Source organism: Vibrio sp. CUB2 (assembly GCF_001557945.1).
Lineage (GTDB): Bacteria > Pseudomonadota > Gammaproteobacteria > Enterobacterales > Vibrionaceae > Vibrio > Vibrio owensii.
The window spans coordinates 53,063-77,846 of sequence record NZ_LNRB01000011.1 but is presented as its reverse complement, the minus strand read 5'-3'; the positions used below and the strand labels follow the sequence as shown (position 1 = coordinate 77,846).

The following is a 24,784-nucleotide window of genomic DNA, read 5'->3' as shown; positions in this document are numbered from 1 at the left end:
CGACATTGTTAATTAGATGTTAATGCCTGAAAGAGTATTGGCAAAGCAAATTTTTGTATACAAATTGTTCGCTAAAGTATGAGTAATTGAGATCTGGGTAATGAAGCTAAACAAGGTAGTGATCATTCTAGGTAAGCGGTTGGTGCACGATCAGTTGAGTGCTGAAGGCCGATCACGCGTGGAAGCGCTGTTGAATGTTTTAAACGAATTTTGCTTTGAGACGACTGCCTTGGTTTTTTGTGGCGGTGTGACTCAAGGACAAACCGTCTCAGAAGCGGATGCGATGTACCGCTACTTTTGCCAGTTAGCCAAGGCTAGGGAAATCGATTTTCCTGAGCTGCAGGTCATCATCGAGAATCGCTCACTCAATACGGTGCAGAACATGCAAAATGCCGCTGCGGAATTATTGAGAAGTGGTCTTTGCGAGGCGGGGCAAACCATTGAAGTCACATTACTCTCCAATGGCTATCACCTAGAGCGCATCATCGAGATTCAAACCTTAATGGATGAACAAGGCTTATTGCGCGTGCTGAAGTCGCGTTGTGCGGACATGGGGGTAAAGCTCAATATTCCACTCGATCTCTCGCATCATGTGAGTGTGCCTTACCCAAATACCGGCGTTTTAGCGGACGCATTTCTATTGTTTGATGAACTCACGACTTACCGCGTGTATCTAGAGGGAGTCAAGCGTGGTGCCTTTGAACGTGATCTCGCTGAGGTACGAGCAAAGCCCTTAGCCATTGGCCTTGGTGCGATAGAAAAGCTTCAAGCGCTCGATTTAGAGCATGAAGTGCTAGGGCAAATTGCAGATATGAAAAAGGCCATCGAAATGACGGCCTTTGATGATTCAGTGGTTGCAGCAGAGCAAGCGTTAGCAGTGTTTCATCCGATATTAACGACGTTGAACCTGCAACTTGACCCCGAAGCGAATGGCTAGTTAAGCCACTTCAACTTACTGACGCTTAAGTTCGCGACGTGTGCGTACGGCACTTAGCGCGATTAGGCTGTAACACAACAGCTCCATACCTTCTTCCGAGATGTTTTTCACATCGCGTACATAGTGCTCGCCCATTACGTGTTGCCAGAAGCTACCCATGCCGTACAGGCGAGAGAACACCAACAACAAGATCACCGAGCCTATAAGTAGCTTCATGTAAGGTGATTGTAGAATGGTTGCCATTTCGTTCACGGTGCCTTTACCGCCTTGGTACGCTTTCGCACAAGCTAGTACAGTTAGTGCAAGAGCAGGGAAGACCCAAGAACCGTGGTGAATCATGTCAAACCAGTAGTCCATTTCACGGATCATCAATACCGCAAAGAACCCAGAGATCAAGATTGCCGCGTGTGATACATGGCTTTCTTGTTTAGAAATGCGGAAGAAAGACCAAGACGCAACAGCCAACATGATCAGCTGTAAGGTTTCCGTAACAGAGGTTTCCCCCAAGCTTGAACCAAGTAAAACGTAATCCACACGGATACTTAGGTTGACCAAAATACTAAGCGCAATGATGGTCAATGCACTTAACATCGATTTGTAGATGATGCGCTTTGACTCTTCAGTAATCACATTGGTTTGTGCCGATTCGGCTTGTTTGACTGTATCTGTTTTCATCCTGACCACCCGCTCCCGTAAAAATGTGGAAAAAACGTGAAATTTCGTGATGTGCGCGAGAAATTTTATTGACCAAGTGGAAAGTAATGTCAGGGGAATGTCAGGAATAAAACGCCGTTCGATATCGTACCGCTATGCGGTAAGGCCGATGGATAAAGGGGTAAGTATCAGAAAGTAGGGAAATTTACGGTAAACAAAAAGGAGCTTAAAGCTCCTTTGTTGATAAAATTGCAATCTTAGATTGCGTAAATGTTAACGTTGTTTACGACTCGCCATCTTCTTTGTGGTTGTTGCGGTAGTATTCCCACTGCTCAAAGCGCTCGTTTTCAGACAGTTGGCAGTAAGTTACGCGTTCACCATTTTCCGTTACTGTATCTAGCTCGCCGCCTTGCTGTACGCAGTATACCGCTGCTGGGTTTGCTGCTGATGTGTATTCATTTGAGCGAGTTGCACCGTCATAAGTTGAGCAACCTGCCAACACCATCGCTGCTGCCACTGCCGTTACTAAAGTTGTCTTTTCCATTCTTGATCTCCGCATGGGATTAACGAGTAGTGTGTTGATTATAGGAGAGTTTCAGAAAAATATTGTCTTATGTTTGTTAAAAGCACGACGCTTGTAAGGGAATTCTGTGCAATTTTAGAATTTGCTCACTGTTCGCCTATATTTGTTTCAGACGTGCTCAAATTGAAACTTGGGAATGCGCATGAATTTCGGTAGTATGCGCGCAAAACATTCACAGCGGATTCTGCGATGAGACATTTGAAAACCACCACGCACCCAGATATCGAACATCTGGATGACAAAATCATCTTCCAACGCAATGCGGCGCGCGCCATTGTATTAGACGGTGAAGATGTCCTGCTTCTTTACACAGAGCGTTACCACGATTACACACTGCCTGGCGGTGGCATCGATGACGGTGAGGATGTGATTGCAGGTTTAGTTCGTGAGCTGGAAGAAGAAACCGGTGCGAAGAACATTCACAACATCAAGCCTTACGGTATCTTCGAAGAATTTCGTCCTTGGTACAAAGACGATGCCGATGTGATGCACATGACGTCTTACTGCTACACGTGCAAAATTGACCGTGAGTTAGGTGAAACAGCTTATGAAGATTACGAAGTGAAGAACGGTATGCGTCCAGTTTGGATGAATGTTCACGACGCGATCGCGCACAATGAAAAGACGATGGCGGAAAGCCCGAAGAAAGGCATGAGCATTGAACGCGAAACTTTCTTGCTACAACTTATCGCAAAAGAGTTGCTGTAACCCTCCTCAGATCAAAATTGTAACTTCCAAGCAATAAAAAAAGTCCGAGCTCCCCCCCGGAACCCGGACTTATTCCAGACGCGCAAGCGAAGCGTCATCTCGATATTCTGTTTTTTGTATCAATCTGTGAAAACAATAGCGGCTTTATATTTGTTGTGTAAATAATTAATAGGTCTAACTATTGGTTTTCACTTTATTTGCACACGTAATGTGATGGATATCTAGCCAATACACAAGTGCAAGTTGGTAAATTATCAGCAAACCACTGCTCTTTCTTATCTTTGAGATACATTACCGTAACTTTTATGCACGCGTTTGCATCGAGATCACGAGTTTGCAAATTGGCAGAACAGGATCTTGTAATTTTACGTGCTTCTGACATTGGTGGAATTTAGTGAGAGTGTTCACAATTTCACGAGTGGAGGCAATCGACTAAGGTCTATAAGCGGTTCGGCGTAGATGGTGGAATGGTTTGCAAACAAAAGTAATGGTTGGAAAGAATCGGTACGCAATTGCTGTATGTTCACCAAACGTTCCAATGCGTAAAAGCGATTGACGTATTGCTGAGTCTCTTTCGGCAAAGTAAGTGCCGTGAAATCTCGACTGTCTGCTTTTTTGATGGCACGTGCAACTCGACCTTCACCTGCGTTGTAAGCGGCCAGCGTGAGCGCAATATCTTGATCAAACTTGTTATACAGAAATTCCAAATATCTGACGGCGGCTTGAGTGCTGGCTTTGGTATCAAAGCGCTCGTCTTGCTTATCGCTCACTTGCAAGCCAAAGCGCGTCGCTGTAGCAGGAATCAGTTGCCATAAACCGGCGGCATTGGCGTGTGAGACTGCTTTCGGGTTGTAGGATGATTCCAGCATGGGCACTAACACCAAGTTGGCGGGTAAAGACTTTTGCTTAAGCTGTTTGAAAATATGATCGAGAAGCGGGCTAACGGAATCGAGACGTTGGGTAATTTGCGTTTGATATGGCGCGAGCACTTGATATTGCTGGTCGATAGTGGCTTTATGCGGCTTGGCCATCGTCATTGGAGACAAGCACATCACGCACAAAACAAAAAAGCCCACAGCAATCGACCGGGATGGCGGTAGACTCTGCAGGCAAGGCGAGAATCGTTGTTTAGAACGAACGCTCTTCATAAGTGTGTTGCACAGGTTGTTTGAGTTGACTGACTAACTCTTGGAACGCTGCAGAGTTTTGGCCATTGCTCTGATTGTCCTGTTGGCATTGTTTCACCAAGGATTCCAACAGCGTCCATTGTTTCCTCGCTTGCGTACCAATCTTGGCGGGCAAGGCATTGAAAATACGATTCACACTGGTCTCGTTACAAGGCAATCCGAGCTTGCGCATTAATTGGCTTCTCTCACTTGCTGAACGACCAAGCTGATTCAAAATCGGCATTTGTTTTTGAATGTTCTCGCTTAGCGCCTCACCATCGAACTTCAAATACAGTGCTTTTTGCTGCTGAATCAGCCCCAACAATTGCTGATAGAGTTTGATGTCTTCGGAAATAGAACGAACAAACTGCTGAATATGCTGTGATGCCGCCGTTGCCATGCATGACTCCTAGTGCGCTGCGTTACTCGTGACCGGTGTGAAATTGCATTACTGCTTTGGATAATGCTTTGGTATCTAGATTCAGTTCACCACGTGCCAACGCATTGCGAATTTGCTCAACCTTTGCCATGTCAACGTCTGGCAGGGATTTCATTTCTGCTTGAGCGCGATCGATCGCAGCCGTGTTCGCTTGGAATGCTGGCTCGTTAATTTTGCTCTGTGCAATGGTGTCGACTGGCTTTTTACTCGCCTGCTGGAATTTAGTTTGTGGGACATGACCGCCCGCGACTTTGTCGATTTTCATGCTGTTGTCCTCAATCATCATGTTCTAAATCGAATAGGCGACTAGGGTGTGATGAACATTAAATATTTATTTTTTGTACTCGAAGTTCACCTGCGCTGACGAGTGCCTAAATCGAAAAATGATAACCTGAGTCCAAAATCAAAATTGGGTATGCACCTGATTGAGCCCCGTTACGACAGCGCGTATCACCTTGCCAGAACTGGTGTTTTCTACCTCAATTTGCTGACCTTTCTTACCTTGTTCTAAAGCGACTCCCTTAGTGCTGGCACTAAATCCACCTTTGCTGGCGATGATGATCACTTCGTTGCCTTTCTCGATCAATGGCGGCGAACTTAAGTTGGTTGGGTCAATGATTTGACCTGCTCGAATGCGGCGGGTGGTCTCAAGTCCAATGGCTTGGTTTGCTTTCGTGTAGAAATCATCTTGGCGTGAAATCGTGCGTGTTTCTGATTTTAAGTTTGAGGCTGAGAGGGTGTCGTTGCGGTCAATCGTGCTGGTGGCGACAAGCACAGGAAGTGTCACCGCCGATTTGATTGTGACATTGATGCGCCATGGAGAGTTCACCGCTTCACAACTGACAGCACGCTTTAAATTACCAACAGGCAACGGGCGGTTATCACGTCCTGTGATTGCCAAAGGTACGTCACAAACCGGTAGATGATTGGCAGAACCTGGCACCCATATTTGATAATCGAGTTGGTAGTTTCCCCATTGGCGTGAGTGTGCTATTTGCGCCACTTCTTGCTCAAACTGCTCGCCGACAATGGCTTTTAACTCGTCTGCGGTTAGGTTTTTCTCATTCGCTAATGCACTGGCTGAGCTTGTACTCAAAGCCAAACCGCAAAGCAGCATGATTGAGGAAAATCGACCTTTCCCCTTGGTTTGAATGGTTTCCGTAAACCGGAAGCGAGGCTTCCTTCCTTGTTTGTAATTCATTGATATATATAACTAAATTTTATGGCATGCATCTTGTTTTGATCTTGGCGTATTCGAGCCGACTTTAAGGAAAGATGCATGGCGATCACATTCGAAAATGCGTTAGGTGTACATCCAGAGGCACTTAATTTTCGCGTTCAGCGTACCAAAGTCCTCGCCAGTAACCTAGCAAATGTTGATACCCCAGGGTACTTGGCAAAGGACCTAAGTTTCACCACCGTGATGAATCAAATGTCAGCGGGCAGTGTGAACAAACCGGTGCCGAAGTTTCAGGTTGAGGCGCAATATTCGGTGCCTTACCAAAACAGCAAAGACGGCAACACTGTGGAACTGGGCGTTGAACAAGCCAAGTTCACACAAAACAACATGGACTTTCAAACCAGCCTGACGTTTCTCAACATGAAATTCAGTGGCTTGGCGAAAGTGATTGAGGGACGTTAAACATGTCATTTACTGATATCTATTCGATCACTGGCTCGGCGATGACGGCACAAACCGTTCGCCTGAACACGGTAGCCAGTAACCTTGCCAACGCCGATGCGGTGTCTGCCAATCCGGATGATGCCTACAAAGCACTCAAACCTGTGTTCGCCACTGTGTATCAAAAAACGCAGATGGCGACGGAAAACGGTGTTTATCCGAATGCGGAAGTGCGCATTGTAGATGTGGTGCAGAACGCGGGTCAGGCAGAAAAACGCTTCGAACCTAACAATCCGTTAGCGAACGACGAAGGCTACGTGTACTACCCAGACATTGATGTGGTGTCAGAGATGGCCGACATGATGTCCGCAACGCGCAGCTTTGAAACCAATGTGGAAGTGCTGACGAATGTGAAAAGCATGCAGCAAGGTCTGCTTCGATTAGGGCAGGGTAATTAATGAGTCTCGCACAATATACTGCGCTCTCTTCTGACGCTCCAGTCGCAACTTCCGCTAGTGGTGATACCAGCGGCATTTCTGCGAACCCATCGGATATGAACAGCGCAACATCACTGCAAAACGAGTTTATCTCGCTCATGGTGGCGCAAATTCAAAACCAAGATCCACTTAACCCGCTTGATGGCACTGAGTATGTCAGCCAGCTAGCGCAATTTTCGCAAGTTCAAAGTACTGAAAACATGTCGATGCTGATGCAAAACAGCATGGTATTGCTCGACAACATGCAGGTGCTTTCAACGGCAGGTTTGGTTGGTCAAACCGTGTATGTCTCTTCGAATGAATTTGAACTTGGTGAAGGCGTGCAAAGCGGGAAGGGAGAGCTAGAACACGGCTCGAACCAAGTGACGTTAGTCGTTAAAGATGAATTCGGCCAGTCGACCAAAGTGCCTTTAGGTGCGCACGGTGCGGGTGACGTTGAGTTCTCGATCAATCCTGAAGAGCTTGGTTTGAAACCGGGTAAATACACCGTTGCGGTGGAAGTTCAAGAAGGGCAAAAGAGCCCAAATGTTTTGCTGGCAGGCACGGTTGAGCAGGTACGTATTCCTAGCTCAGGTGGCGCAGCACTGGTCAATGTTCAAGGCGTTGGCAACGTTCCTTTCTATCAAATCACTCAGTTTGGTGCTTAACCAAATAAGGAAATCAGAGGTTATTTATGAGTTTTAACATCGCACTTAGTGGGCTGGACGCGACCAACACAGAGTTAAACACCATCAGCCACAACATTGCCAACGCATCAACGTACGGCTTTAAAGGCGGCCGCACAGAATTTGCCGCAGTTTACAACGGTATGCAGCCTGGCGGCGTAGAAGTGGCGTCGATTTCTCAGAACTTCGATAAGAATGGTTCGGTGACAGGCACAGGCCGTGCAATGGACTTGGCGATCAACGGCAGTGGCTTCTTCGTGACGAAAGATCACATGGGTCAGATGCTTTACACTCGCGCAGGTGTGTTTGGCACTGATAAGAACAACTTTGTGACCGCAAATAACGGTGCCAAGTTGCAAGGTTACAGCGTAGACAACAATGCGAACCTTCAAACCGGCTCCGTTGGCGACATCAAAGTTTCTACCTCTTCACTTAACGCAAAAGCGACCGACAATCTGGACTTTGTGGCGAACTTCGACGCAAGCGCAACGGCAGTCGACCAAGCGATTTACCCATTCGATTCTTCCAATCCAAACTCATTCAACTCTTCTTACACCACTAAGGTGTACGACTCACTTGGCAACTCGCACACGATAACTCAGTACTTCACGAAGACATCAGATAACGAATGGCAAGTGAACGTGGAAGTTGACGGAGCACCAACGACGCCAGCAACGGCTCAAACGGTTCAATTCAATACTGACGGCACGCTAGCTTCTCCAACGGGTTCTTTTAACGTTGCATTCCCAGCAGCGGGCGCAAACTCAATGAGCATTGATATCAGCTTGAACGGCAGCACTCAGTTTGGCGCTGCGTTTGGCGTGAGCACCAACAACCCGAATGGTTACACCTCAGGTGAGCTTGCGGGCGTTCGAGTGGAAGACAACGGCATGGTTTACGCGACTTACACCAATGGTCAGTCTCAGCTGCAAGGTCAGGTTGTGCTTGCGGATTTCGCTAACACGCAAGGTCTATCGAAAGTGAGTGGCACGGCTTGGACACAAAGCTTTAGCTCAGGCGCGCCAATAATGGGTGTTCCGGGTACGGGCACATTGGGTGACTTAACACCGGGAGCGCTAGAAGGCTCTAACGTTGACTTAACCAGCGAACTGGTTGCGCTTATGACGGCGCAGCGTAACTACCAAGCGAACGCGAAAACCATTTCGACCAACGACAAGCTGACTCAAGCTCTGTTCAACGCGGTGTAATGGGAGAGTCGCATGGATAGCTTGTTATTTACTGCCACGTCGGGTGCGAGTCGAGTACTTAAGGCTCAGCACGTACGTTCGAACAACTTATCGAACGCTGACACCGCAGGTTTCCGTGCCGATATGGAACGCGTGCGCAGTGTTGAGCTACAAGGTGCGGGCTTTGATGGCCGTACCATGGTGGTGACCAACTCAGCCGCAACGCGTTTTGATTCTGGCGACATCATGAAAACCGGTCGTCCTCTCGATGTGGCGATCATGGGCGAGGGCTACCTCACCGTTGAAACGCCAATTGGCAATGAAGCATACACCCGAGCAGGCAACATCAAAGTCGATACCTTTGGCGCAATGAGCATCAATGGTTTCCCTGTGGTCGGTGAAAACGGACCCATCGTTGTGCCTGATTTTCAGAAGATTGAAATCAGTGAACGTGGCCGTGTTTCTGTGATTCCTCCGGGTGGTGGTGCAGAAGTGGAAGTGGGCACCTTGAAGATGGTGAAACCGCCAATTAACCAACTGCAAAAAGAGAGCGACAGCTTGCTACACAGCGCAGATGGTGTGCCTTTCCCTGCGGATGAAACCGTGCAGCTGTCTCCAGAGCACATTGAGGGCAGTAACGTGTCTGCCATTGATGAACTGCTAAGCGTGATGTCGCTGACACGTAACTTCGAAATGCAAGTTCGCATGATGAAAACCGCAGAAACCTTGGCGCAAGCCGGAAACAAATTGATGGCGGCGAGATAACCCTCTCAGTAAGGGGTTCTCGTCCAAAGGAGATAACCAATGCATTCAGCATTATGGGTAAGTAAAACGGGCATGGCAGCTCAAGATACCAAAATGACTGCCATCTCCAACAACCTAGCGAACGTTAACACGGTTGGCTTTAAGCGTGACCGCGTGGTGTTTGAAGACTTGTTTTACAGCATTCAGCGTCAGCCGGGCGCGCAAGTCGACCAAGTGAATGAATTGCCAAGCGGTGTTCAGCTTGGTTCCGGTGTTCGCGTTGTAGGCACGCAGAAAGTCTTCACTCAAGGCAATACACAAAATACCACTCAAGAGTTGGATTTAGCGGTGATGGGGCAAGGCTTCTTCCAAATCGAAAACTCTGACGGTCAGATCATGTACACGCGTAATGGTCAGTTCCACATCAACTCAGAGGGTTTGATGGTCAACAGCCAAGGCTTGCCACTAGAGCCGCAAATTCAAATCCCAGACAACGCGATTTCGTTCTCTGTGGGTGTGGATGGCACGGTAACAACCACATCGGCTGACGACCCAACGCCGCAGCAACTGGGTCAAATCACGCTGGCGAAGTTCATCAACCCAGCGGGTCTAGAAGCCGTTGGCGGTAACTTGTTCCGTGAAACAGAAGCAAGTGGTCCTGCGGATGAATTGATTGCAGGCGAAGACGGAGCAGGCAGCATCAAACAGGGCGCTTTAGAAGGCTCAAACGTGCAGGTAGTGGAAGAGATGGTCGACATGATCACCACTCAACGCGCGTACGAGATGAACGCCAAAGTGGTTTCTGCCGCAGACGACATGCTGAAGTTTGTCGCGCAATCGATGTAAGTAAGAAATTGGTGATGATGAAGGAAAAAGCAATGAAATGGCTTTCGAAGAGTTGGGCAGTTGCCGTCGTGTTTCTGGTGGGATGTGCAGGGCGTCAGGAGTTTATTCCACCTGAGCCAAACACAGAGGAATACGCGCCGCCAGTGCTGGATTACACCTTGCCAGAAGCCAAATCCGGCAGCCTTTATCGTCACCAATACACAATGACGTTATTCCAAGACCGCCGCGCCTACCGAGTGGGTGATGTCTTGACTGTGCAGCTTTCTGAAGAGACCGAGTCCAGCAAGAAAGCGGGCACCCAGTTTGGTAAAAGCTCTACCGTTGACTTTGCTACGCCAACCATTGGCACCAAAACCATAGATGAGTTGGGCGTGAGTATTGATGGCAGCCGTAACTTCGATGGCAGTGCGTCCAGCTCGCAAGGCAACAAGTTACAAGGGGCGATCACCGTAACGGTGCATGAGGTACTGCCAAATGGTGTGCTTCGCATTAGCGGTGAAAAGTGGCTCCGACTCAACCAAGGCGACGAGTTTATTCGCCTAACGGGCATTGTGCGTGTTGATGACATCAACCGCAGTAACCAAGTGTCTTCTCAACGTATTGCGGATGCTCGCATTACCTACGCTGGTCGTGGCGCATTAGCCGACAGCAACGCAGCCGGGTGGCTGACTCAGTTCTTCAACAGCCCATGGGTACCATTCTAATGAAGCCAATCAACGCATTCTTTACTTCTTTCCTATTGGCTCTGACCTTGGGACTTCCTGCCACTTCACAAGCCGAAGTGGAAATTCCGATCATGGACTTGGTGGATGTGCAGGGCATCCGAGAAAACCAATTGGTCGGTTACGGTTTAGTGGTGGGCTTGGCCGGTCAAGGCGACCGTAACCAAGTGAAATTCACTGCCCAATCGATTACCAACATGCTGCGCCAATTTGGGGTCCAGATTGATGACAGCATGAACCCGAAATTACGTAACGTGGCGTCCGTAAGTGTTACCGCATCTGTTGACCCAATGGCGGGGCCGGGTCAAACACTGGACGTAGTAGTTTCTTCTATCGGCGATGCGAAAAGCTTACGTGGCGGCACGTTACTGCTGACGCCACTGCGCGGTATCGATGGTGAAGTGTACGCCATTGCTCAAGGTAGCGTGGTTGTTGGCGGTCTGTCTGCCGAAGGCAGAAGTGGCTCTAAGGTGGAAGTGAACACGCCAACCGCGGGTCGCATTCCAAACGGAGCTACGCTAGAGCGAGAAATCGAAACTGACTTCAACCAGCGTGATGAAATTACTCTGAACCTGCGTAAACCAAGCTTCACAACGGCGAAGAACATCGCTCGTGAAATCAACAATACCTTTGGTCCAAACGTGGCGAAAGCCATCAACAAAGCGCGCGTCGAAATGCGTGCACCAATGGACACCCAACAGCGTGTCACCATGATGTCGATGTTGGAAGAGATGAGCGTGGAAGAAGGTCGTAAACCAGCTCGAATTGTCTTCAACTCCCGAACGGGTACGGTGGTGATTGGTAAGAACGTTAAGGTTGGTGAAGCGGCAGTAAGCCACGGCAACTTGACTGTTCGAATCTCCGAATCTCAACAAGTCAGCCAACCGAACGCGTTTGCTGATGGTGAAACCAAAGTCGTGGATCAAACCCAAATCGAAGTAAACGAAGAGCAAGCGCAAATGGTGATTTGGCCTCCGGGTACGGAACTGAACACTATCGTCAACGCCGTAAACAGTTTAGGCGCAACGCCAACGGATCTGATGTCGATTCTGCAAGCATTGAACGAAGCGGGCGCACTGAATGCTGAGCTTGTGGTGATTTAAGGAGTTAGCGATGAAGTTAGATACGAGCGGCGATCAAGCACAACTCAATACCATGCTGTATCACGACAACAGCGCCCTAGCGAGCATCAAGAAAAGCCGCGATCAAGAAGGTGCTCTTGAAGTGGTAGCGGGTCAATTCGAGGCGATGTTCCTACAAATGGTTCTACGCCAAATGCGCAGCAGCAGTGATGTATTGGCCGACAAAGACAGCCCGTTTGCTAGCCAACAACAAGGTGTGTTTCGCGATATGTACGATGGGCAATTGGCGATGGAGTTGGCGAAAAAACAGAACTCTGGGATCGCCAATATGCTGATCCAGCAACTTAGCCCGTCAATGCGTGAAGTGGCGTTCGACCAATCACGAAATGTCTCTCCGGCGAACGATGGAAAAGTGGTCAGCCTTGAACGCACGTCACAACTTGAAAACGATGAAATCGCGATGAAGACCGATGCAGTTAATCCCACGCTGCAAGCGGTCGCCTCTGTTAAACAAGTGCTCGGTGAAGCCGGAATGACGACCGCGTTTACTCAGCCGCTGATCAGGAAAATGGAGCTGTAAATGAACCTTGTTAATATCGCCCTTTCAGGCTTAAACGCGAACCGTGTAGCGTTGGATGTGACCGCGCAAAACGTGGCAAACATCAACACGCCGGGATACAGCCGACAACAAGCGCTAACTGCGTCTGTTGGTGACGGTAAGTACAACAAGCTAAGCCCAGGTATGGGTGTTGAAGTGACGAGTATTCGCCGTGTCACTGACCAGTTCTTGGTGAAGCAAACGTGGTCCACCAACAGTTTAGCGGCGTATTCAGCGGGTTATACCACCGCTATGAGCCAGCTTGAGAACACGCTTGGCGCGGATGGATTTAGTGTTTCTGCGGGGTTAGATTCCCTTAATACTGCGCTTAATGATGCCACAGTAAAACCAGAATCAATCCCATACCGTCAGCAGATCATTAATGAATCAGAAGCGTTAGCGCGCCGCTTCAATACGTTAACTGAGTCCCTTCATAATCAGCATAAAGACATGAGTGACCAGCGCACTGCGGCGTTGAACCATGCCAATAGCTTGATGGCGAATATTGCGGATGTGAACAAGCAGATTGTCGAAATGCAAGGCACAGGCGGTAACCCAGCACAGTTGATGGACACTCGCGATGTGTTGATTGGCGAGCTTTCTCAAATCGTTGAAATCAAAACTACCGACCAACCAGACGGCAGCATGCAGGTGACACTCGCTTCTGGTCAGCCTTTGGTTATGGGTTCGGATTATGGTCAGCTGACAGCGAAGCCAGACCCAAGCGACCCATACCTTGCGGATTTGAGTGTCGATTTCGCCTCGCAAAGCTTTGTCATTGACCACTCGGTAGGTGGTAAGTTGGGTGCGATTAACGATTATCAAACCGATGTGCTTAAGCCAAACCAAGTCGCTTTGGATGACATGGCAAAAGCATTGGCGGATGAATACAACGCTGTGCTGGCGACAGGGCAAGATCTTAACGGCAATCCGGGCAAGCCATTGTTTAGCTACGATCCAGCAAACCCAGCAGCGAGCCTCACCATTACTGATATCAGTGCGGAAGAATTAGCGTTCTCCAGCGATGGCACTCCGGGTAATGCAGATGTGTTGAATGACCTAATTCAACTGAGCAATAAGCCGGTTTCAGTCACTGGCCATGGCTCTCTGAGCTTAAACGATGCGTTCACCGCAATGGTGGGTGAAACGGCGATCAAAGCACGCCAAGCAGAAGCGGATTATGAAGCTAAAGCGGCAATGAACAAACAAGCGCATGCCGCGCGCGACAACGTCAGTGCGGTGAACAGCGATGAAGAAGCGGCGAATCTGATGACATTCGCTAATGCACACAACGCCAACATGAAAGTCATTAGCACCGCTAACCAGCTTTTCGACTCTGTATTGCAGTTATTCTAAAAGGAACCCGAGATGCGAATCAGTGACAGTCAATTTAGCCAAATGATGCTGCAAAGCCTGCAAACCAACAACGCAGGTTTGGGGCATGTTCTTCAACAAATGGCCACGGGTGACCGACTAACCAAGCTTTCTGACGATCCTATGGCGTCGATAAAGCTGCTGAACCTTGAACGTGAAAACAGCGCGATCGGCCAGTACCAGAGTAATATCGCCAATCTGAAAACCACACTTTCTGCTCAAGAAACCCATTTGGATTCGGTCAACGAGAGCTTGAAGAGTGTGCGTGATTTGGTGCTTTGGGGCGCGAACGGCACGTTAACCGATGAAGACCGTAGCGGCATGATCATCGAGCTTAAAAGCTACCGTGATTCGATAGAATCTTCGTTCAACGCGCAAGATGAAGAAGGCCACTACTTGTTTTCTGGTACTCAGACGGACACGCCGGCAGTGAGCAATGCTGGTGGTGCGTACCAAGTTGATGGCAACAGCGATAAGCGCGTGGTAACCGTCGCAAAAGGCGTGACCATGGATTCCAATATGACGGCGAAAGAGATTCTGGAGCTTGGCGGTGGCGATAACGTATTGAACCAAATCGATGCTTTGATTGCAGAATTTGAGAACCCGAGTCCGAATTTTCAAGCGGAAGTAGACGCTAGCTTATCTGCCATTGATGATACCTTGGCGAACGTTCTGGGAGCGATGACAGAAATTGGTGGTCGCCATAACAACCTCGACCTAATGGACAGTGCACACGGCGAAAACAAGTTGTTCGTTGATAAGGTGACCAGTGACTTATCTGCATTGGATTACGGTGAGGCGTCAGTACGTTTGAGCAACTACATGGCGGCGTTACAAGCAACGCAAGCTAGCTACGTGAAGATCAACGATCTCAACCTGTTTGATCGTATTTAAGGAAGTTTTGTATGGTGATGAGCACAGTAGAGGTAAGACCCCATAGCATACGCTTAGGTGGGCAAGAACAAGCCTCTATCATGCCAACCCGCTCAGCGGATTCGAGCAGTGCGATTAAGCCGCGTCCTACGCAAGTTCAGGCTGACACAGCGTCAGCCTATTCCGTTTCCGGTATTCAGCTTACTCAAGGTCAGCAACAAGCAACCGCGGTGCAAATCGCCTCTAAGTCGTTGCAAGTGATTGGTAAAGAGCTGACTCAAATCAAGCGAGGTTTGACCCAAGCTATCAACCAAGGCGTGCAGAATGTTCCCGGTCTGCAAGAAGGGTTAGTACGTTCTAAAGCATCTATTCAGCAAGTGGTTGAACAGGCGCGCTTTGACGGGCAGAAAGTGCTTGATAACGAACTGCACCTCAAACTGGATAAAGCGGATATTCGCCGTTTTTCCATCCCCGGTTTGAACGTGCATCGTTTGAGTGAGAAAGCCGAGCAAATCCGCTTAGACTTTCCCCAAGGCCAATCGGTGATGATTCAATTTGATGGTCAAGCTGACGGTGCGCGCACCGTGAAAATGCTCGACCGCAGTTTGATTGCGATGGGCATGCGAGCGTCACTGGCAGAAGACGGCACCATTTTGTTTGAAGCGCGCGATACGGCATATCAACAAATGCAGCAAAAGGTGCTAGTGACGGGCGAAGGTCATCGTTTTCCTGCAGGGCAAGCGAATGTTCTGAACCTAAAATCAGAACCGGATGGCATCGCTGAGTTGAGCTTTGATTTAGGCTCTCGTGATGGCATCAAGCAAACCATCGCCAAAGTGAATCAGCATATAAGGCAGGTACAAACCAGTTTGGAAGAAGCCAAAGCGTTTCACGGTGAGTTGAACTCCCAAATGCGCACTGTGCAGAGCCAATCCAAGCAGTTAAGTGCTGCTGATGTGAATGCGAAACTCGATGGTTTTATGGCCACTTCCGGTCAGTTTAGCTCGACATTCCAAGCGCTGAATGCACAAGCGAATGTTCGTCGTCATACGGTTGTGGCGCTGTTGAAATAAGACTTCAGTTGAAATAGACCTTAGTTGAAATAGCGCTTTAAGAACACTCCAAGATTCCCTTCTCTATTCATCAGTGGTTGCGTAACCCAGAAAAGAGTTGGGAATCACCTTTCTTATCTTGAACTCTATTCTGCTTGCTCGGCAGGTTTCGCGACCGAGCGATGGAGTTTTTGGAATAACCATCCTAATCCAATCAGTGATGCACCTAGGCCCAAGAAGCTGATCGCACGCCAGAAGCCATCCAATGAGCGGACATCCCACAAGAACACTTTGAGCGCGACGCACGCCAACACGGCTAAGCCAATACGTTGAATCGTCATTGCTTTGCGTGTTGCGCCAACCCAAGTCAATAAGCCGCCGACAATCAAACCAGCAATCGAGTAAGTAAACAGCTCTGCCATACCAGTCGGCTGAACTAGCGTCATAGAGATAGGTTGCCAGAACTGGCGAATCGACATACCTAGCCAAACGGCCGCTAAGATAAGACCAAAGCTGGCGACCACGGAGCGTGGGATCTGCAACGTGTTCCAGCGCTTGTAAGTAGTTACTAGCAAAACAATCGCAGGCAACAACCAGCCAAGAGACAGCATGTTGAACACAGGCATGGATTCAGCGGAAACATTATTGACCATCAACGGCGATTCGAGGCTATTGAGCAACATCATCAGCACAACAAAAGCGCCCCAAAGTAGATAGCTGTATGCTTGATAGACGCGTTCTAGTTGCTGTGCAAACTGGCTGCGATAGCTGTAAACCAATCCCATCACTAATGCTTGGTTAGCAAACACAATCGCCGAAGTGAAATCGATGTAGCCAAGGTAGCCGTATTGTCCCGTCAGCCAGTAGTTGGTTTGGGTGAACACCGCCATCAAGAAGACGTGTAAGAACGCCCCTTCAAACCAATTGGCGAGCTCTGTATCTGAGCGATGTAATACAGTGCGAGCGTAAGCAAGAATCGCCAAAGAAGGCAGGTAACTGATCAGCACCCAAGCCCAGTGTCCTGCATTGACGGGTTGCCACTCTGGAATAAACGGTAATAGCGTCAGACGTACGACTAAGATGCCCATGGCGACTTTGACTGCCCAATGTGCTGGGCGGAAAACATTGGCTTGAGTCTGCAACGCCATAACCGCCACTTGAATCGAAATAGCGGTCGTGAGCCATGTGTCATTCAGCCAAACGAAAGCCGTTCCGGCAATGATGGCATGCATGATTGCAGAGCATTCCAGTGCTAGCGCTTTGAACCTTTGTCCAAGTAAGGCGTAGTAAACCGCAATCACGGCGGTGAAGAACGTCCAACCTAGAACATGACCGCTCATGAACTCGTAAGTGTAGAGCAGGGTAATCAAGGTCATTGCAGGGGCAAGCACAAGGAAGAGGATGCCTGTTAGTTGAGAGCGGTCACCTGCCAATGTCTGGAATAATGTTCTCAGTGCAATCAACGTAATACTAATGCCGAGTGCGACCAGTACTGGCGTTTGTCCTTCAGCCATGTAGATAGATTCGAGCGCAATAGAAAGCAACATGATCGCGGTAGAAGGCACCAATATCGATGGTAGATAGACTCTTAAAGACCAAGTTTTACGAGCGGCGGGTAGCCAAATCATGGCAGTAAAGAAAGCATAGAAGTAAATCATCTCTGCGGTATCAATGCTAGACATGCGAGCGAGGGCCGACAGCACTAATAATGTCAGCGCGAGAGCAATACCTGTCGGTGGATGCGTCCATCTGCCTTGGCAATGACGGTAACGCGGTTTGAGCATCCAACCCATTCTTGGCACCGCAAACAGCAGGTACAAACTCAGAGAAAGGAAGATCGCAAGCCATGAGAAAAGTTGCTCTATTGGCATGCTCTCAATCAGCAACAACATCCACAAAATATGCGGCACGGTAATCGATGGTGAAATCCAAGCGTGTCGGATCTTTTGCATCAGCAGTGTTGCGGCAACTGAAATTGCAGTGATGTAGCCAGCGAGTAAGTAATAGTTAGGTTCTGCACCGCCAATCCAAAGTGGTGCTGAATAACCACCGATTAAGCCGAGCACGGCCATCAAAGGGCCTTGGCGCAGAGAAAGCGCTAAGCTCGAAAATGCCGCGCCGGCCAAGATTACCAGAGACGCACTTGGCGATAAGAGTTGATAGAAGACAAACGCAAAGATCACCGTGCAGTAGATACCGGTTAACCCTGTTCCGGTAATGGCGGCAGGAACGTAAGTAAAGCCTTTCGCTCGTTCTGCTCGGTCTGGGGATTTCTGTTCGCGACGATGGAACCATTCACCTGCTATCACGGTAGCGAGAGAGATGGAGAATGCGATGACCACGCGCATGATTGGTGAAAACTCAATGTGACTGCCAATCACTTGTACAAGGTAACCACCACCAATCAACATGGCGAGTGCGCCAACCCAAACCAACCAGTTTTCTTGGATGTTGGTCAGCAGTTTATTGGCTTGTTTCTCAAACACGGATTCACTGCTTTGTGCCAGACCACCGATGTGTACTTCATCGAGTGACGGGAGGCTTGGCTCGACAATTGGCGGTGGTGCTTCTTTGGCAGCTAGAGGCGCAGAGGTTGGCTCTGAAACCATTGTTGGCTCTGGGTTTGATTTGAGCGACGGAGCACTAGGTTGTGCGGGCTGCTCCGGCGGCGCTTGGTGTGGTTGAGAAGCGTGTTGCTCGGGTTCTGGAGTCGGCGGTGTCTCTCTCTCAAACCAACGCGCGCGCAGTTCTGCCAGTTCTTTATGAAGCTGAGACACTTCGTCTTCGAGCCTCGATATTCGACCGACTGCTTTCAATGTGATGAGTAAGGCGCAACCCGCCAAGATAACCGCCAATGAGATAAACAACTGCTGCACTCCCTGTCCTTGTTTCAGAATCCTTAACTTTGAGCAACTTAGCTAAGCTTAGTTCACTGTGTGACAAGCTAACGGGATATACAACACTGAACAAGAAATTTGAGAGGAAGTCGCATATTTGAACGAAAACTGGCGGAGCGTTCACTCTAAACTAATCTTTTTTATAGAGTTAATCGGTTTTGGGCGAAAGCTCACCAGAACAATAACAAATTAGGTGATGATAAATGCAAGTGGGCAACGAAGCGCTGGTGCTGTCGGCGGTTGGGGGAATAGGGTTAGGGTGTCAGGGGTTAGCGTGGCGGATGGGCTTTCCTGCCATTCTGTTCTTGCTATTAGCAGGGATCATTGTTGGGCCGATCCTGCAATGGCTTAATCCAGACGACATTCTCGGGGATTTACTCTTTCCTTTAGTCTCTCTCGCCGTGGCGGTGATTCTGTTTGAGGGCAGTTTAACCCTTAATTTTAAAGAGATTCGTGGTGTGAGCGGTTCGGTGTGGAGCATTGTCTCTGTTGGCGCGATCATCTCTTGGGTAGCGACCAGTGTGGCGACGCCCTATTTCCTTGGTTTTACTTGGGAGCTTGCGATTTTGTTCGCCAGTTTAACCGTCGTGACTGGTCCAACGGTGATCGTGCCATTGCTGAGAACCGTGCGCCCAAGTTCCAAACTCGCCAATATTCTGCGTTGGGAAGGCATTCTCATCGACCCACTAGGCGCGCTGTTTGTGGTGATGGTGTACGAGTTTATTGTCTCGCACAATGCCGTTAACAGCGTCGAAGTGTTTGGCACCATCATTGCGGTGGGCTTGATCCTCGGTGTCGCTTCTGGTGCTGCGGTGTCTACTGTTTTGCGGAGAGCTTGGCTGCCGGAATACCTTCAGCCCTTTGCGGTATTGATGGTCGTGCTCGGTGTGTTCTCGATTTCTAACCAAATGGAATCGGAAGCAGGTCTACTGACCGTTACTGTGATGGGTATGTGGCTGGCGAACGCCAAGGGCATCAATATTCAGCAAATCCTGCACTTTAAAGAGCACTTAACCATCTTGTTGATCACCGGGTTGTTCATCTTCCTAGCGGCACGCATCAGTCTTGATGATTTCGCGGCGCTTGGGAGCGGTGCAGTGTTGCTGTTTGTTTTCATGCAGTTGGTGTCGCGTCCACTTTCGATTTTCGCTTCAACCATTCGCAGTAACTTAACCTTCAAAGATAAGCTGTTCCTCTCGTGGGTTGCGCCGCGCGGTATCGTGGCGGCGTCCATCTCATCACTGTTTGCTATCAAGCTAACGGAATATGGCATTTCAGAAGCTATGCTGTTGGTGCCAATGACCTTTATGGTGATCATCGGCACGGTGGTGCTGCAAAGTGCGACGGCGCGTCCTATGGCTAAAGCGTTGGGTGTGGCTGAGCCAGCACCAAGAGGTTTCCTACTGATTGGTGCAAACCGAGTGGCGCAAGAGATAGGTAAAGCGCTGGCGAGATACGATCGCAAAGTTCTGCTCACCGATTCAAACTGGGACTACATTAGCCAAGTTCGCATGCTGGGCCTAGACCATTACTACGGTAACCCGATCTCTAGCCATGCTGATGACAACCTGAATCTAATTGGCATTGGGCAAGTGGTAGCACTGACGCCAGACCAACACTTCAACATTATGGCGTGTATGCAATTTGTTGGCGAGTTCGGCGAAGATAAAGTACATTGTCTGCAGAAAACCAAATCTAACGGCAATGAAAAACACTCGGTTGCAGAAGAGTATCACGGCAAATTATTGATGGGCGGCAACGTCAGTTATACCCAAATGGCGAGTTTGCTGAGCCAAGGGGCAGAAATCAAACACACTAAGTTGAGTGAGAGCTTCACCTACCAAGATTACCTTGAGCACCACAAAGACAATTTGGTGATTCCCCTTTTCCATGTTGAAGAGAAAGGCAAAATTCAATTCTGTGATGATCCGGACCAGTTCACACCACCTACAACCAGCACAGTGGTGGCGCTTATTCAATCCGTCGAGACTCAATAGCCTAAATGGCATCTAGAACTGCCACTCTTGGCACATCGGAGTGGCAACATTGTTAATCGTTACCCAAGCTTAATAGAGCAGTGAGGCGCAGTGTTTTAAACGCTGCCCCTTAATATGATTCCTTAGTCATAAGGCCAGAGCCCACAAGGATCGATTCGGTAAATAAATTGTTCAATTTCCGAATTTTCGCATTGACGGCAATGACAAGGATCGCAATACTGCGCGACTGTTTTACTTTAGGGTGACATTATGGCTCCGCAATCTAATCGAAAAGACTTACATCTAGACGCTGTTTTACATCATGACATGAACATGAAAAGTAAAACGGCGGGCTTTGAGTCTGTCGAATTTGAGCATTGCGCATTGCCTGAATGTGACTTTAACGCCATCGATCTTTCGAGCGAGTTTCTTGGTCACTCATTGACGCTGCCGTTTTTGATCAGTTCTATGACGGGCGGCGCAAAAGACGCAGAGATCATCAACTGTCGTTTGGCAGAAGCGGCCAGTGAAATGGGCATTGCGATGGGAGTTGGCTCGCAGCGCGTGAGCCTAGAAGACAGCCTACATTCAGGTTTGGGCAAAACCATTCGTGATCTCGCCAAAGGCGTGCCTTTGTATTCCAACTTGGGTGCCGCTCAACTGAGAGACAAGCAACGCCTCGACAACGCCCAACGTGCGGTCGACTTCATCCAAGCGGACGCTTTATTCGTGCATCTCAACCCTATGCAAGAAGCCTTTCAGCAGAATGGTGACCATGATTGGATTGGTGTGCTCAAATCGATTGAGCAGTTAAAACAGCGCGTTGATGTTCCTATGATCATCAAAGAGGTCGGCTTTGGCATCAGTGGCGCAGTAGCCAAGCAGCTTGTTGACGCTGGTGTGGATGCGATTGATGTTGCGGGCGCTGGTGGCACGAGTTGGTCTGCGGTTGAAGGTTACTGCCAGACAGATAACAAGATGCAGCGCGCTGCGGAGCTATTTCGTGACTGGGGCATTCCTACGGCCAAGTGTCTAGAGCAAATTCACGCTCAATACCCTGACTTACCTTTAATTGCCTCTGGTGGCGTGCATAATGGCTTAGAAGCGGCAAAAGCGATACACCTAGGTGCTAACCTTGTTGGCCAAGCTGGTGCGGTATTAAAAGCCGCAACAATCAGCACGCAATCTGTCGTCGACCACTTTGAACAAATGGCATTAGAGTTACGTCTAGCGTGCTTTGGTACAGGCTCTGCGAATCTTCAAGCATTGACCCAAGCTCGTCGTCTTTAGCTTCAATCAGACCTAGAGATCTTCTAGGTCTCGGACAAATTCTAAAGCTTGAACCTACAAAACAGTTTTGGGCTACTCGTCCTGATAGCGGTAGCTCTGCAAGGTTTTTACTAGAGCTTGCAAAACCGGGCCCATACCTCGGGTTCGAGAAACTAAACATCCAACTGTCGTGAGCCAGCCATCAAATTCGTGCGCAACGGGCAGGGCAACTAGCTTACCGCTCTCAATCTCATTGCTGACCACTCTTTCTGGCAATAATCCCCAGCCAACGTTTTGGCATGCTAAGTCGGTCAGCGTCTGATGTGAGTTAGCGAACCATAACTGAGTGCTGATAGCGTAACTGAACCACAGCTCTTTCCTTTGTGCGCTGCGCAGTACCAGTTGGCGATGGGCTTTGAGCTCCGCATCATGAACCATCGATAGCTGTGCCAATGGGTGAGAAGGCGAAGCAACGGTGAGAAAACGAGTGTGCCCAAGGGTAAAGAAATCCATGTCCATTTTTAGCTCACCATCAGCCAACACGATACCCACTTGCGCTTTTCCTTTGCGAATCAGCTCTTCTACATCGAATGTTGGTGCGGTAATGATATCGAACTGCGTAATAGGGAATTGGTCAGCCAAGCTAGCAAATTGCGCCAGTAGCGATTGGTTGATGAGAGATTCATCCACCGCAATCACTAGCTCGTGTTCGTAGGCTTGCTCTAAGGACTCGACTTTTTGGTCGAAGAATTTCTGTTGATGCAGAATGGACTGAGCGATAGGCAATAAGGCTTTACCGTTATCTGTGAGTGTCGGTGTGTTTTTCTCTCGATTGAACAACTCTTGGTTAATTGCGATCTCAAGGTTAGCGACAGACTGGCTTACACCTGATTGTGCGCGCTTTAGCTTTCTTGCGGCTGCAGAGAAAGAACCTGTTTCGCACACGGTGACAAAGATTTTGAGTTGTTCAAAGCTGTACATTTAAATACCTAAAGAGAATTTGGATGAGACTCATCCAGAAAGCCTAGTTGTAAGCTATCACTATTCGTGATGGTTGTTAACTTTCCCTTCGTTATCACGCTGTCATAATCGCCGCCACTTAACTTGTTCCATGTGAAGTTGTGAGGTTTTTATGGGAGCGTTAGAGCGTGTGTTTCACGCCGTATTATTTGAAGTATTGGCAATCGGTTTATCCATTATTGGTTTGGCATTGTTTACAGATCATGAGGTCAGTGCATTATCAGGAACCATGATAGTCGTTGCGACCATCGCGATGATTTGGAATTTCATCTTCAACTGGATATTTGATCGCTTTGCGACAGAGGCAAAAGAGAAACGTACAATCAGACTTCGAATCGTACACGTGGTGTTGTTTGAAGCGGGTCTGTTATTTGCCACCATTCCGGCGATGGCGTGGATGCTAAAAGTCAGTATGTGGGAAGCGTTTGTCATGGACGTGGGCGTGACGATTTTCATTACCCTGTATGCGTTTGTCTTCAATTACATCTATGATCATGTTCGAGCGTTTATGATGAGACGTCGAATGGCAACTTCGGTGCAGTTAGGCTGATTTAAGGGAATTTCGTCACTTTTACGGAGCGTGAGTCGATAAATTGTCGTTGGCTTAACACGAGCACTGATATTTTGGGTATAGTTCATTCATCAATTGAAAGTGGAACCTAAATTTATGAAAAAACTGGTAATGCTACTGCTAGCGGCAACAGCGCTAACGGCATGTTCTGACGAAGTGGGTACAGAAGCTTGGTGTAAAGACATGCGCGAAAAGCCAAAGACAGAATGGACAACAGACAACGCGGTTGATTTCGCGAAGCACTGTGTTCTGCAAGATGGCATCGGTAGCGAGCAGTGGTGTAAGAACCTAAAAGACAAGCCGAAAGGTGAGTGGACGGCAAACGAAGCGACAGACTTTGCTAAGCACTGCGTGTTCTAAATTGACCGAACAAAAATGAGAAAGCCGAGCACTATGTTCGGCTTTCTTGTATCTGAAGGTCATCAACACCGACACTAACATCGATATCTACGTCGGTGACCTTTTGTAGAGTAGGTTCGACGGCATTCTTATAGGTTCTCTTGGTGACGTTCTTTTGCAGCAAGAGGTTATTTGGATAAGTCGAAAAGTCGCCGTCTTCATGTTTTATCAAGGTGTGAAACAAACGAATGTCTGTGATCATCCCTTCAATTCCTGCGCCATCATCAATACGAATGTTATCGCCTACACGGTAAGGGAAAACGAAGAAGATAAGAAAGCTAGCAGTGATGTTGCTCAGAATTGACCACTGAGCAATAAAGCTCACGCCTAGAACGGTAAACACAGAAGAAAGGAAGATAGAAAAATTCCCGTAGCCAATACCACTCACGAGCAAAAAAGTGGCAAATAAGAAGACGAACAACAAAATGTTCACCGTTCTGGTAATGAATAATATTCTTGGTGGTTTGACTTTTTTATTCCGCGCTAACGTAGTGAGTGCTTTCGTCGCAATCTTACTGAAGATCTGATAAGCCAAAATAAAAATCAGACCGAGCAGTATGTCGTAGTCACTCAGGATTTGTAGAAATTGTTCAATCGATGACAGCATTACGTTCTCCTCTTTATAGGGCGAGTGTACGGTCAACCATCGGAAAAAGCGTCAAGTCTCTCTCAGCAAAAAATCATATCTCCCTCATGCCATTTTATAAGCCAAAGAAACCGTTTCTTTTGGTACGAATTTTTCACCTTTGGTGGTTTTGAGTTTATTTAAAGCTATGAAATTAAGGTGTTTATTTGTTTTATATTTTCTTTATCTTTTTCTAAGTGCTTTGTGATGTGGTTATGAAACTGGTGAATACAATAGCCTTCCTCTGATTAACCACAACCTTGGAGAAAGTGATGACAC

27 protein-coding genes are annotated in these 24,784 nt (G+C 48.3%); 18 read left to right on the top strand and 9 right to left on the bottom strand.

Annotation, left to right across the window (positions count from 1 at the left end; all coding sequences use genetic code 11):
• Positions 1 to 100 precede the first annotated feature (100 nt).
• Positions 101 to 937, top strand: a complete 837-nt coding sequence (locus ATB78_RS18190) for a YdcF family protein (RefSeq protein ID WP_061009695.1) — start codon at positions 101 to 103, stop codon at positions 935 to 937.
• A 15-nt stretch (positions 938 to 952) separates the two neighbouring features.
• On the opposite strand, the gene ATB78_RS18185 is transcribed toward ATB78_RS18190, so the two are convergent.
• Together ATB78_RS18185 and ATB78_RS18180 are read right to left on the bottom strand one after the other, a co-directional pair.
• Positions 953 to 1,612, bottom strand: coding sequence for a hypothetical protein (locus tag ATB78_RS18185; protein WP_061009694.1), 660 nt, complete (start codon positions 1,610 to 1,612; stop codon positions 953 to 955).
• Positions 1,613 to 1,874: 262 nt separating this feature from the next.
• On the bottom strand, positions 1,875 to 2,135 hold the full coding sequence (locus ATB78_RS18180) for a DUF333 domain-containing protein (protein ID WP_061009691.1): 261 nt from the start codon (positions 2,133 to 2,135) through the stop codon (positions 1,875 to 1,877).
• A 228-nt stretch (positions 2,136 to 2,363) separates the two neighbouring features.
• Between ATB78_RS18180 and ATB78_RS18175 the strand changes: the two genes are divergently transcribed.
• Entirely contained in the window at positions 2,364 to 2,882 is a 519-nt protein-coding gene (locus ATB78_RS18175; protein WP_005443683.1) for an NUDIX hydrolase, read from the top strand.
• Between the two features lie 404 nt (positions 2,883 to 3,286).
• On the opposite strand, the gene ATB78_RS18170 is transcribed toward ATB78_RS18175, so the two are convergent.
• The 4 genes from ATB78_RS18170 to flgA form a co-directional block, all read right to left on the bottom strand.
• A complete protein-coding gene (locus ATB78_RS18170) occupies positions 3,287 to 3,964 on the bottom strand; it encodes a lytic transglycosylase domain-containing protein (protein WP_061009796.1) in 678 nt (225 codons plus the stop codon).
• A gap of 46 nt (positions 3,965 to 4,010) precedes the next feature.
• On the bottom strand, positions 4,011 to 4,448 hold the full coding sequence (gene flgN, locus ATB78_RS18165) for a flagellar export chaperone FlgN (protein WP_061009690.1): 438 nt from the start codon (positions 4,446 to 4,448) through the stop codon (positions 4,011 to 4,013).
• A 22-nt stretch (positions 4,449 to 4,470) separates the two neighbouring features.
• Positions 4,471 to 4,752, bottom strand: a complete 282-nt coding sequence (gene flgM, locus ATB78_RS18160; RefSeq protein ID WP_027726655.1) for a flagellar biosynthesis anti-sigma factor FlgM — start codon at positions 4,750 to 4,752, stop codon at positions 4,471 to 4,473.
• Between the two features lie 138 nt (positions 4,753 to 4,890).
• Positions 4,891 to 5,688 (bottom strand): flagellar basal body P-ring formation chaperone FlgA, encoded by a 798-nt coding sequence (gene flgA, locus ATB78_RS18155; protein ID WP_081096623.1) that lies wholly within the window; start codon positions 5,686 to 5,688, stop codon positions 4,891 to 4,893.
• A gap of 78 nt (positions 5,689 to 5,766) precedes the next feature.
• Between flgA and flgB the strand changes: the two genes are divergently transcribed.
• From flgB to ATB78_RS18095, 12 genes are read left to right on the top strand one after another with little or no spacing between them, the layout of a single operon-like run.
• A complete protein-coding gene (gene flgB, locus ATB78_RS18150; RefSeq protein ID WP_005432433.1) occupies positions 5,767 to 6,129 on the top strand; it encodes a flagellar basal body rod protein FlgB in 363 nt (120 codons plus the stop codon).
• Positions 6,130 to 6,131: 2 nt separating this feature from the next.
• The gene (flgC, locus tag ATB78_RS18145; RefSeq protein ID WP_005432431.1) at positions 6,132 to 6,566 is read left to right on the top strand and encodes a flagellar basal body rod protein FlgC; all 435 of its coding nucleotides are present in this window, start codon (positions 6,132 to 6,134) and stop codon (positions 6,564 to 6,566) included.
• Positions 6,566 to 7,252: a flagellar hook assembly protein FlgD gene (flgD, locus tag ATB78_RS18140; RefSeq protein WP_061009686.1), complete on the top strand. Its 687-nt coding sequence runs from the start codon at positions 6,566 to 6,568 to the stop codon at positions 7,250 to 7,252. The genes flgC and flgD overlap by 1 nt, the downstream gene beginning before the upstream one ends.
• 26 nt (positions 7,253 to 7,278) lie before the next feature.
• Positions 7,279 to 8,478, top strand: coding sequence for a flagellar hook protein FlgE (gene flgE, locus ATB78_RS18135; RefSeq protein ID WP_061009684.1), 1,200 nt, complete (start codon positions 7,279 to 7,281; stop codon positions 8,476 to 8,478).
• A gap of 12 nt (positions 8,479 to 8,490) precedes the next feature.
• Positions 8,491 to 9,222: a flagellar basal-body rod protein FlgF gene (gene flgF / locus ATB78_RS18130; protein ID WP_061009682.1), complete on the top strand. Its 732-nt coding sequence runs from the start codon at positions 8,491 to 8,493 to the stop codon at positions 9,220 to 9,222.
• Positions 9,223 to 9,261: 39 nt separating this feature from the next.
• Positions 9,262 to 10,047: a flagellar basal-body rod protein FlgG gene (gene flgG / locus ATB78_RS18125; protein ID WP_005432423.1), complete on the top strand. Its 786-nt coding sequence runs from the start codon at positions 9,262 to 9,264 to the stop codon at positions 10,045 to 10,047.
• 32 nt (positions 10,048 to 10,079) lie between these two features.
• Positions 10,080 to 10,751: a flagellar basal body L-ring protein FlgH gene (gene flgH, locus ATB78_RS18120; RefSeq protein WP_061009680.1), complete on the top strand. Its 672-nt coding sequence runs from the start codon at positions 10,080 to 10,082 to the stop codon at positions 10,749 to 10,751.
• Positions 10,751 to 11,872 (top strand): flagellar basal body P-ring protein FlgI, encoded by a 1,122-nt coding sequence (locus ATB78_RS18115; RefSeq protein ID WP_038895878.1) that lies wholly within the window; start codon positions 10,751 to 10,753, stop codon positions 11,870 to 11,872. The genes flgH and ATB78_RS18115 overlap by 1 nt, the downstream gene beginning before the upstream one ends.
• 10 nt (positions 11,873 to 11,882) lie before the next feature.
• A complete protein-coding gene (locus tag ATB78_RS18110; RefSeq protein WP_005432415.1) occupies positions 11,883 to 12,431 on the top strand; it encodes a rod-binding protein in 549 nt (182 codons plus the stop codon).
• Positions 12,432 to 13,805, top strand: a complete 1,374-nt coding sequence (gene flgK / locus ATB78_RS18105; RefSeq protein WP_061009679.1) for a flagellar hook-associated protein FlgK — start codon at positions 12,432 to 12,434, stop codon at positions 13,803 to 13,805.
• A 12-nt stretch (positions 13,806 to 13,817) separates the two neighbouring features.
• On the top strand, positions 13,818 to 14,717 hold the full coding sequence (gene flgL / locus ATB78_RS18100; RefSeq protein WP_005432410.1) for a flagellar hook-associated protein FlgL: 900 nt from the start codon (positions 13,818 to 13,820) through the stop codon (positions 14,715 to 14,717).
• Positions 14,718 to 14,728: 11 nt separating this feature from the next.
• On the top strand, positions 14,729 to 15,769 hold the full coding sequence (locus tag ATB78_RS18095) for a hypothetical protein (protein ID WP_061009677.1): 1,041 nt from the start codon (positions 14,729 to 14,731) through the stop codon (positions 15,767 to 15,769).
• A 125-nt stretch (positions 15,770 to 15,894) separates the two neighbouring features.
• Here the strand turns inward: ATB78_RS18095 and ATB78_RS18090 are convergent, their stop codons facing one another.
• Complete coding sequence (locus ATB78_RS18090; protein ID WP_061009674.1) at positions 15,895 to 18,624, bottom strand: DUF2339 domain-containing protein; 2,730 nt, start codon at positions 18,622 to 18,624, stop codon at positions 15,895 to 15,897.
• A 224-nt stretch (positions 18,625 to 18,848) separates the two neighbouring features.
• Between ATB78_RS18090 and ATB78_RS18085 the strand changes: the two genes are divergently transcribed.
• Both ATB78_RS18085 and fni read left to right on the top strand, forming a co-directional pair.
• A complete protein-coding gene (locus ATB78_RS18085; protein ID WP_061009672.1) occupies positions 18,849 to 20,642 on the top strand; it encodes a sodium:proton antiporter in 1,794 nt (597 codons plus the stop codon).
• A gap of 249 nt (positions 20,643 to 20,891) precedes the next feature.
• Positions 20,892 to 21,911, top strand: coding sequence for a type 2 isopentenyl-diphosphate Delta-isomerase (gene fni, locus ATB78_RS18080; protein WP_061009670.1), 1,020 nt, complete (start codon positions 20,892 to 20,894; stop codon positions 21,909 to 21,911).
• Between the two features lie 72 nt (positions 21,912 to 21,983).
• On the opposite strand, the gene ATB78_RS18075 is transcribed toward fni, so the two are convergent.
• Positions 21,984 to 22,871: a LysR family transcriptional regulator gene (locus tag ATB78_RS18075; RefSeq protein ID WP_061009667.1), complete on the bottom strand. Its 888-nt coding sequence runs from the start codon at positions 22,869 to 22,871 to the stop codon at positions 21,984 to 21,986.
• 151 nt (positions 22,872 to 23,022) lie between these two features.
• Here ATB78_RS18075 and ATB78_RS18070 point away from each other — a divergent pair, with 151 nt between their 5' ends.
• Together ATB78_RS18070 and ATB78_RS18065 are read left to right on the top strand one after the other, a co-directional pair.
• Positions 23,023 to 23,460: a PACE efflux transporter gene (locus tag ATB78_RS18070; RefSeq protein WP_061009665.1), complete on the top strand. Its 438-nt coding sequence runs from the start codon at positions 23,023 to 23,025 to the stop codon at positions 23,458 to 23,460.
• A gap of 117 nt (positions 23,461 to 23,577) precedes the next feature.
• Positions 23,578 to 23,841 carry a DUF3012 domain-containing protein gene (locus tag ATB78_RS18065; protein WP_005435930.1) on the top strand — a complete coding sequence of 88 codons (264 nt, stop codon included), beginning with the start codon at positions 23,578 to 23,580 and terminating at the stop codon, positions 23,839 to 23,841.
• Positions 23,842 to 23,872: 31 nt separating this feature from the next.
• Here the strand turns inward: ATB78_RS18065 and ATB78_RS18060 are convergent, their stop codons facing one another.
• Positions 23,873 to 24,487: a mechanosensitive ion channel family protein gene (locus ATB78_RS18060; RefSeq protein WP_061009663.1), complete on the bottom strand. Its 615-nt coding sequence runs from the start codon at positions 24,485 to 24,487 to the stop codon at positions 23,873 to 23,875.
• Positions 24,488 to 24,784: the final 297 nt, after the last annotated feature.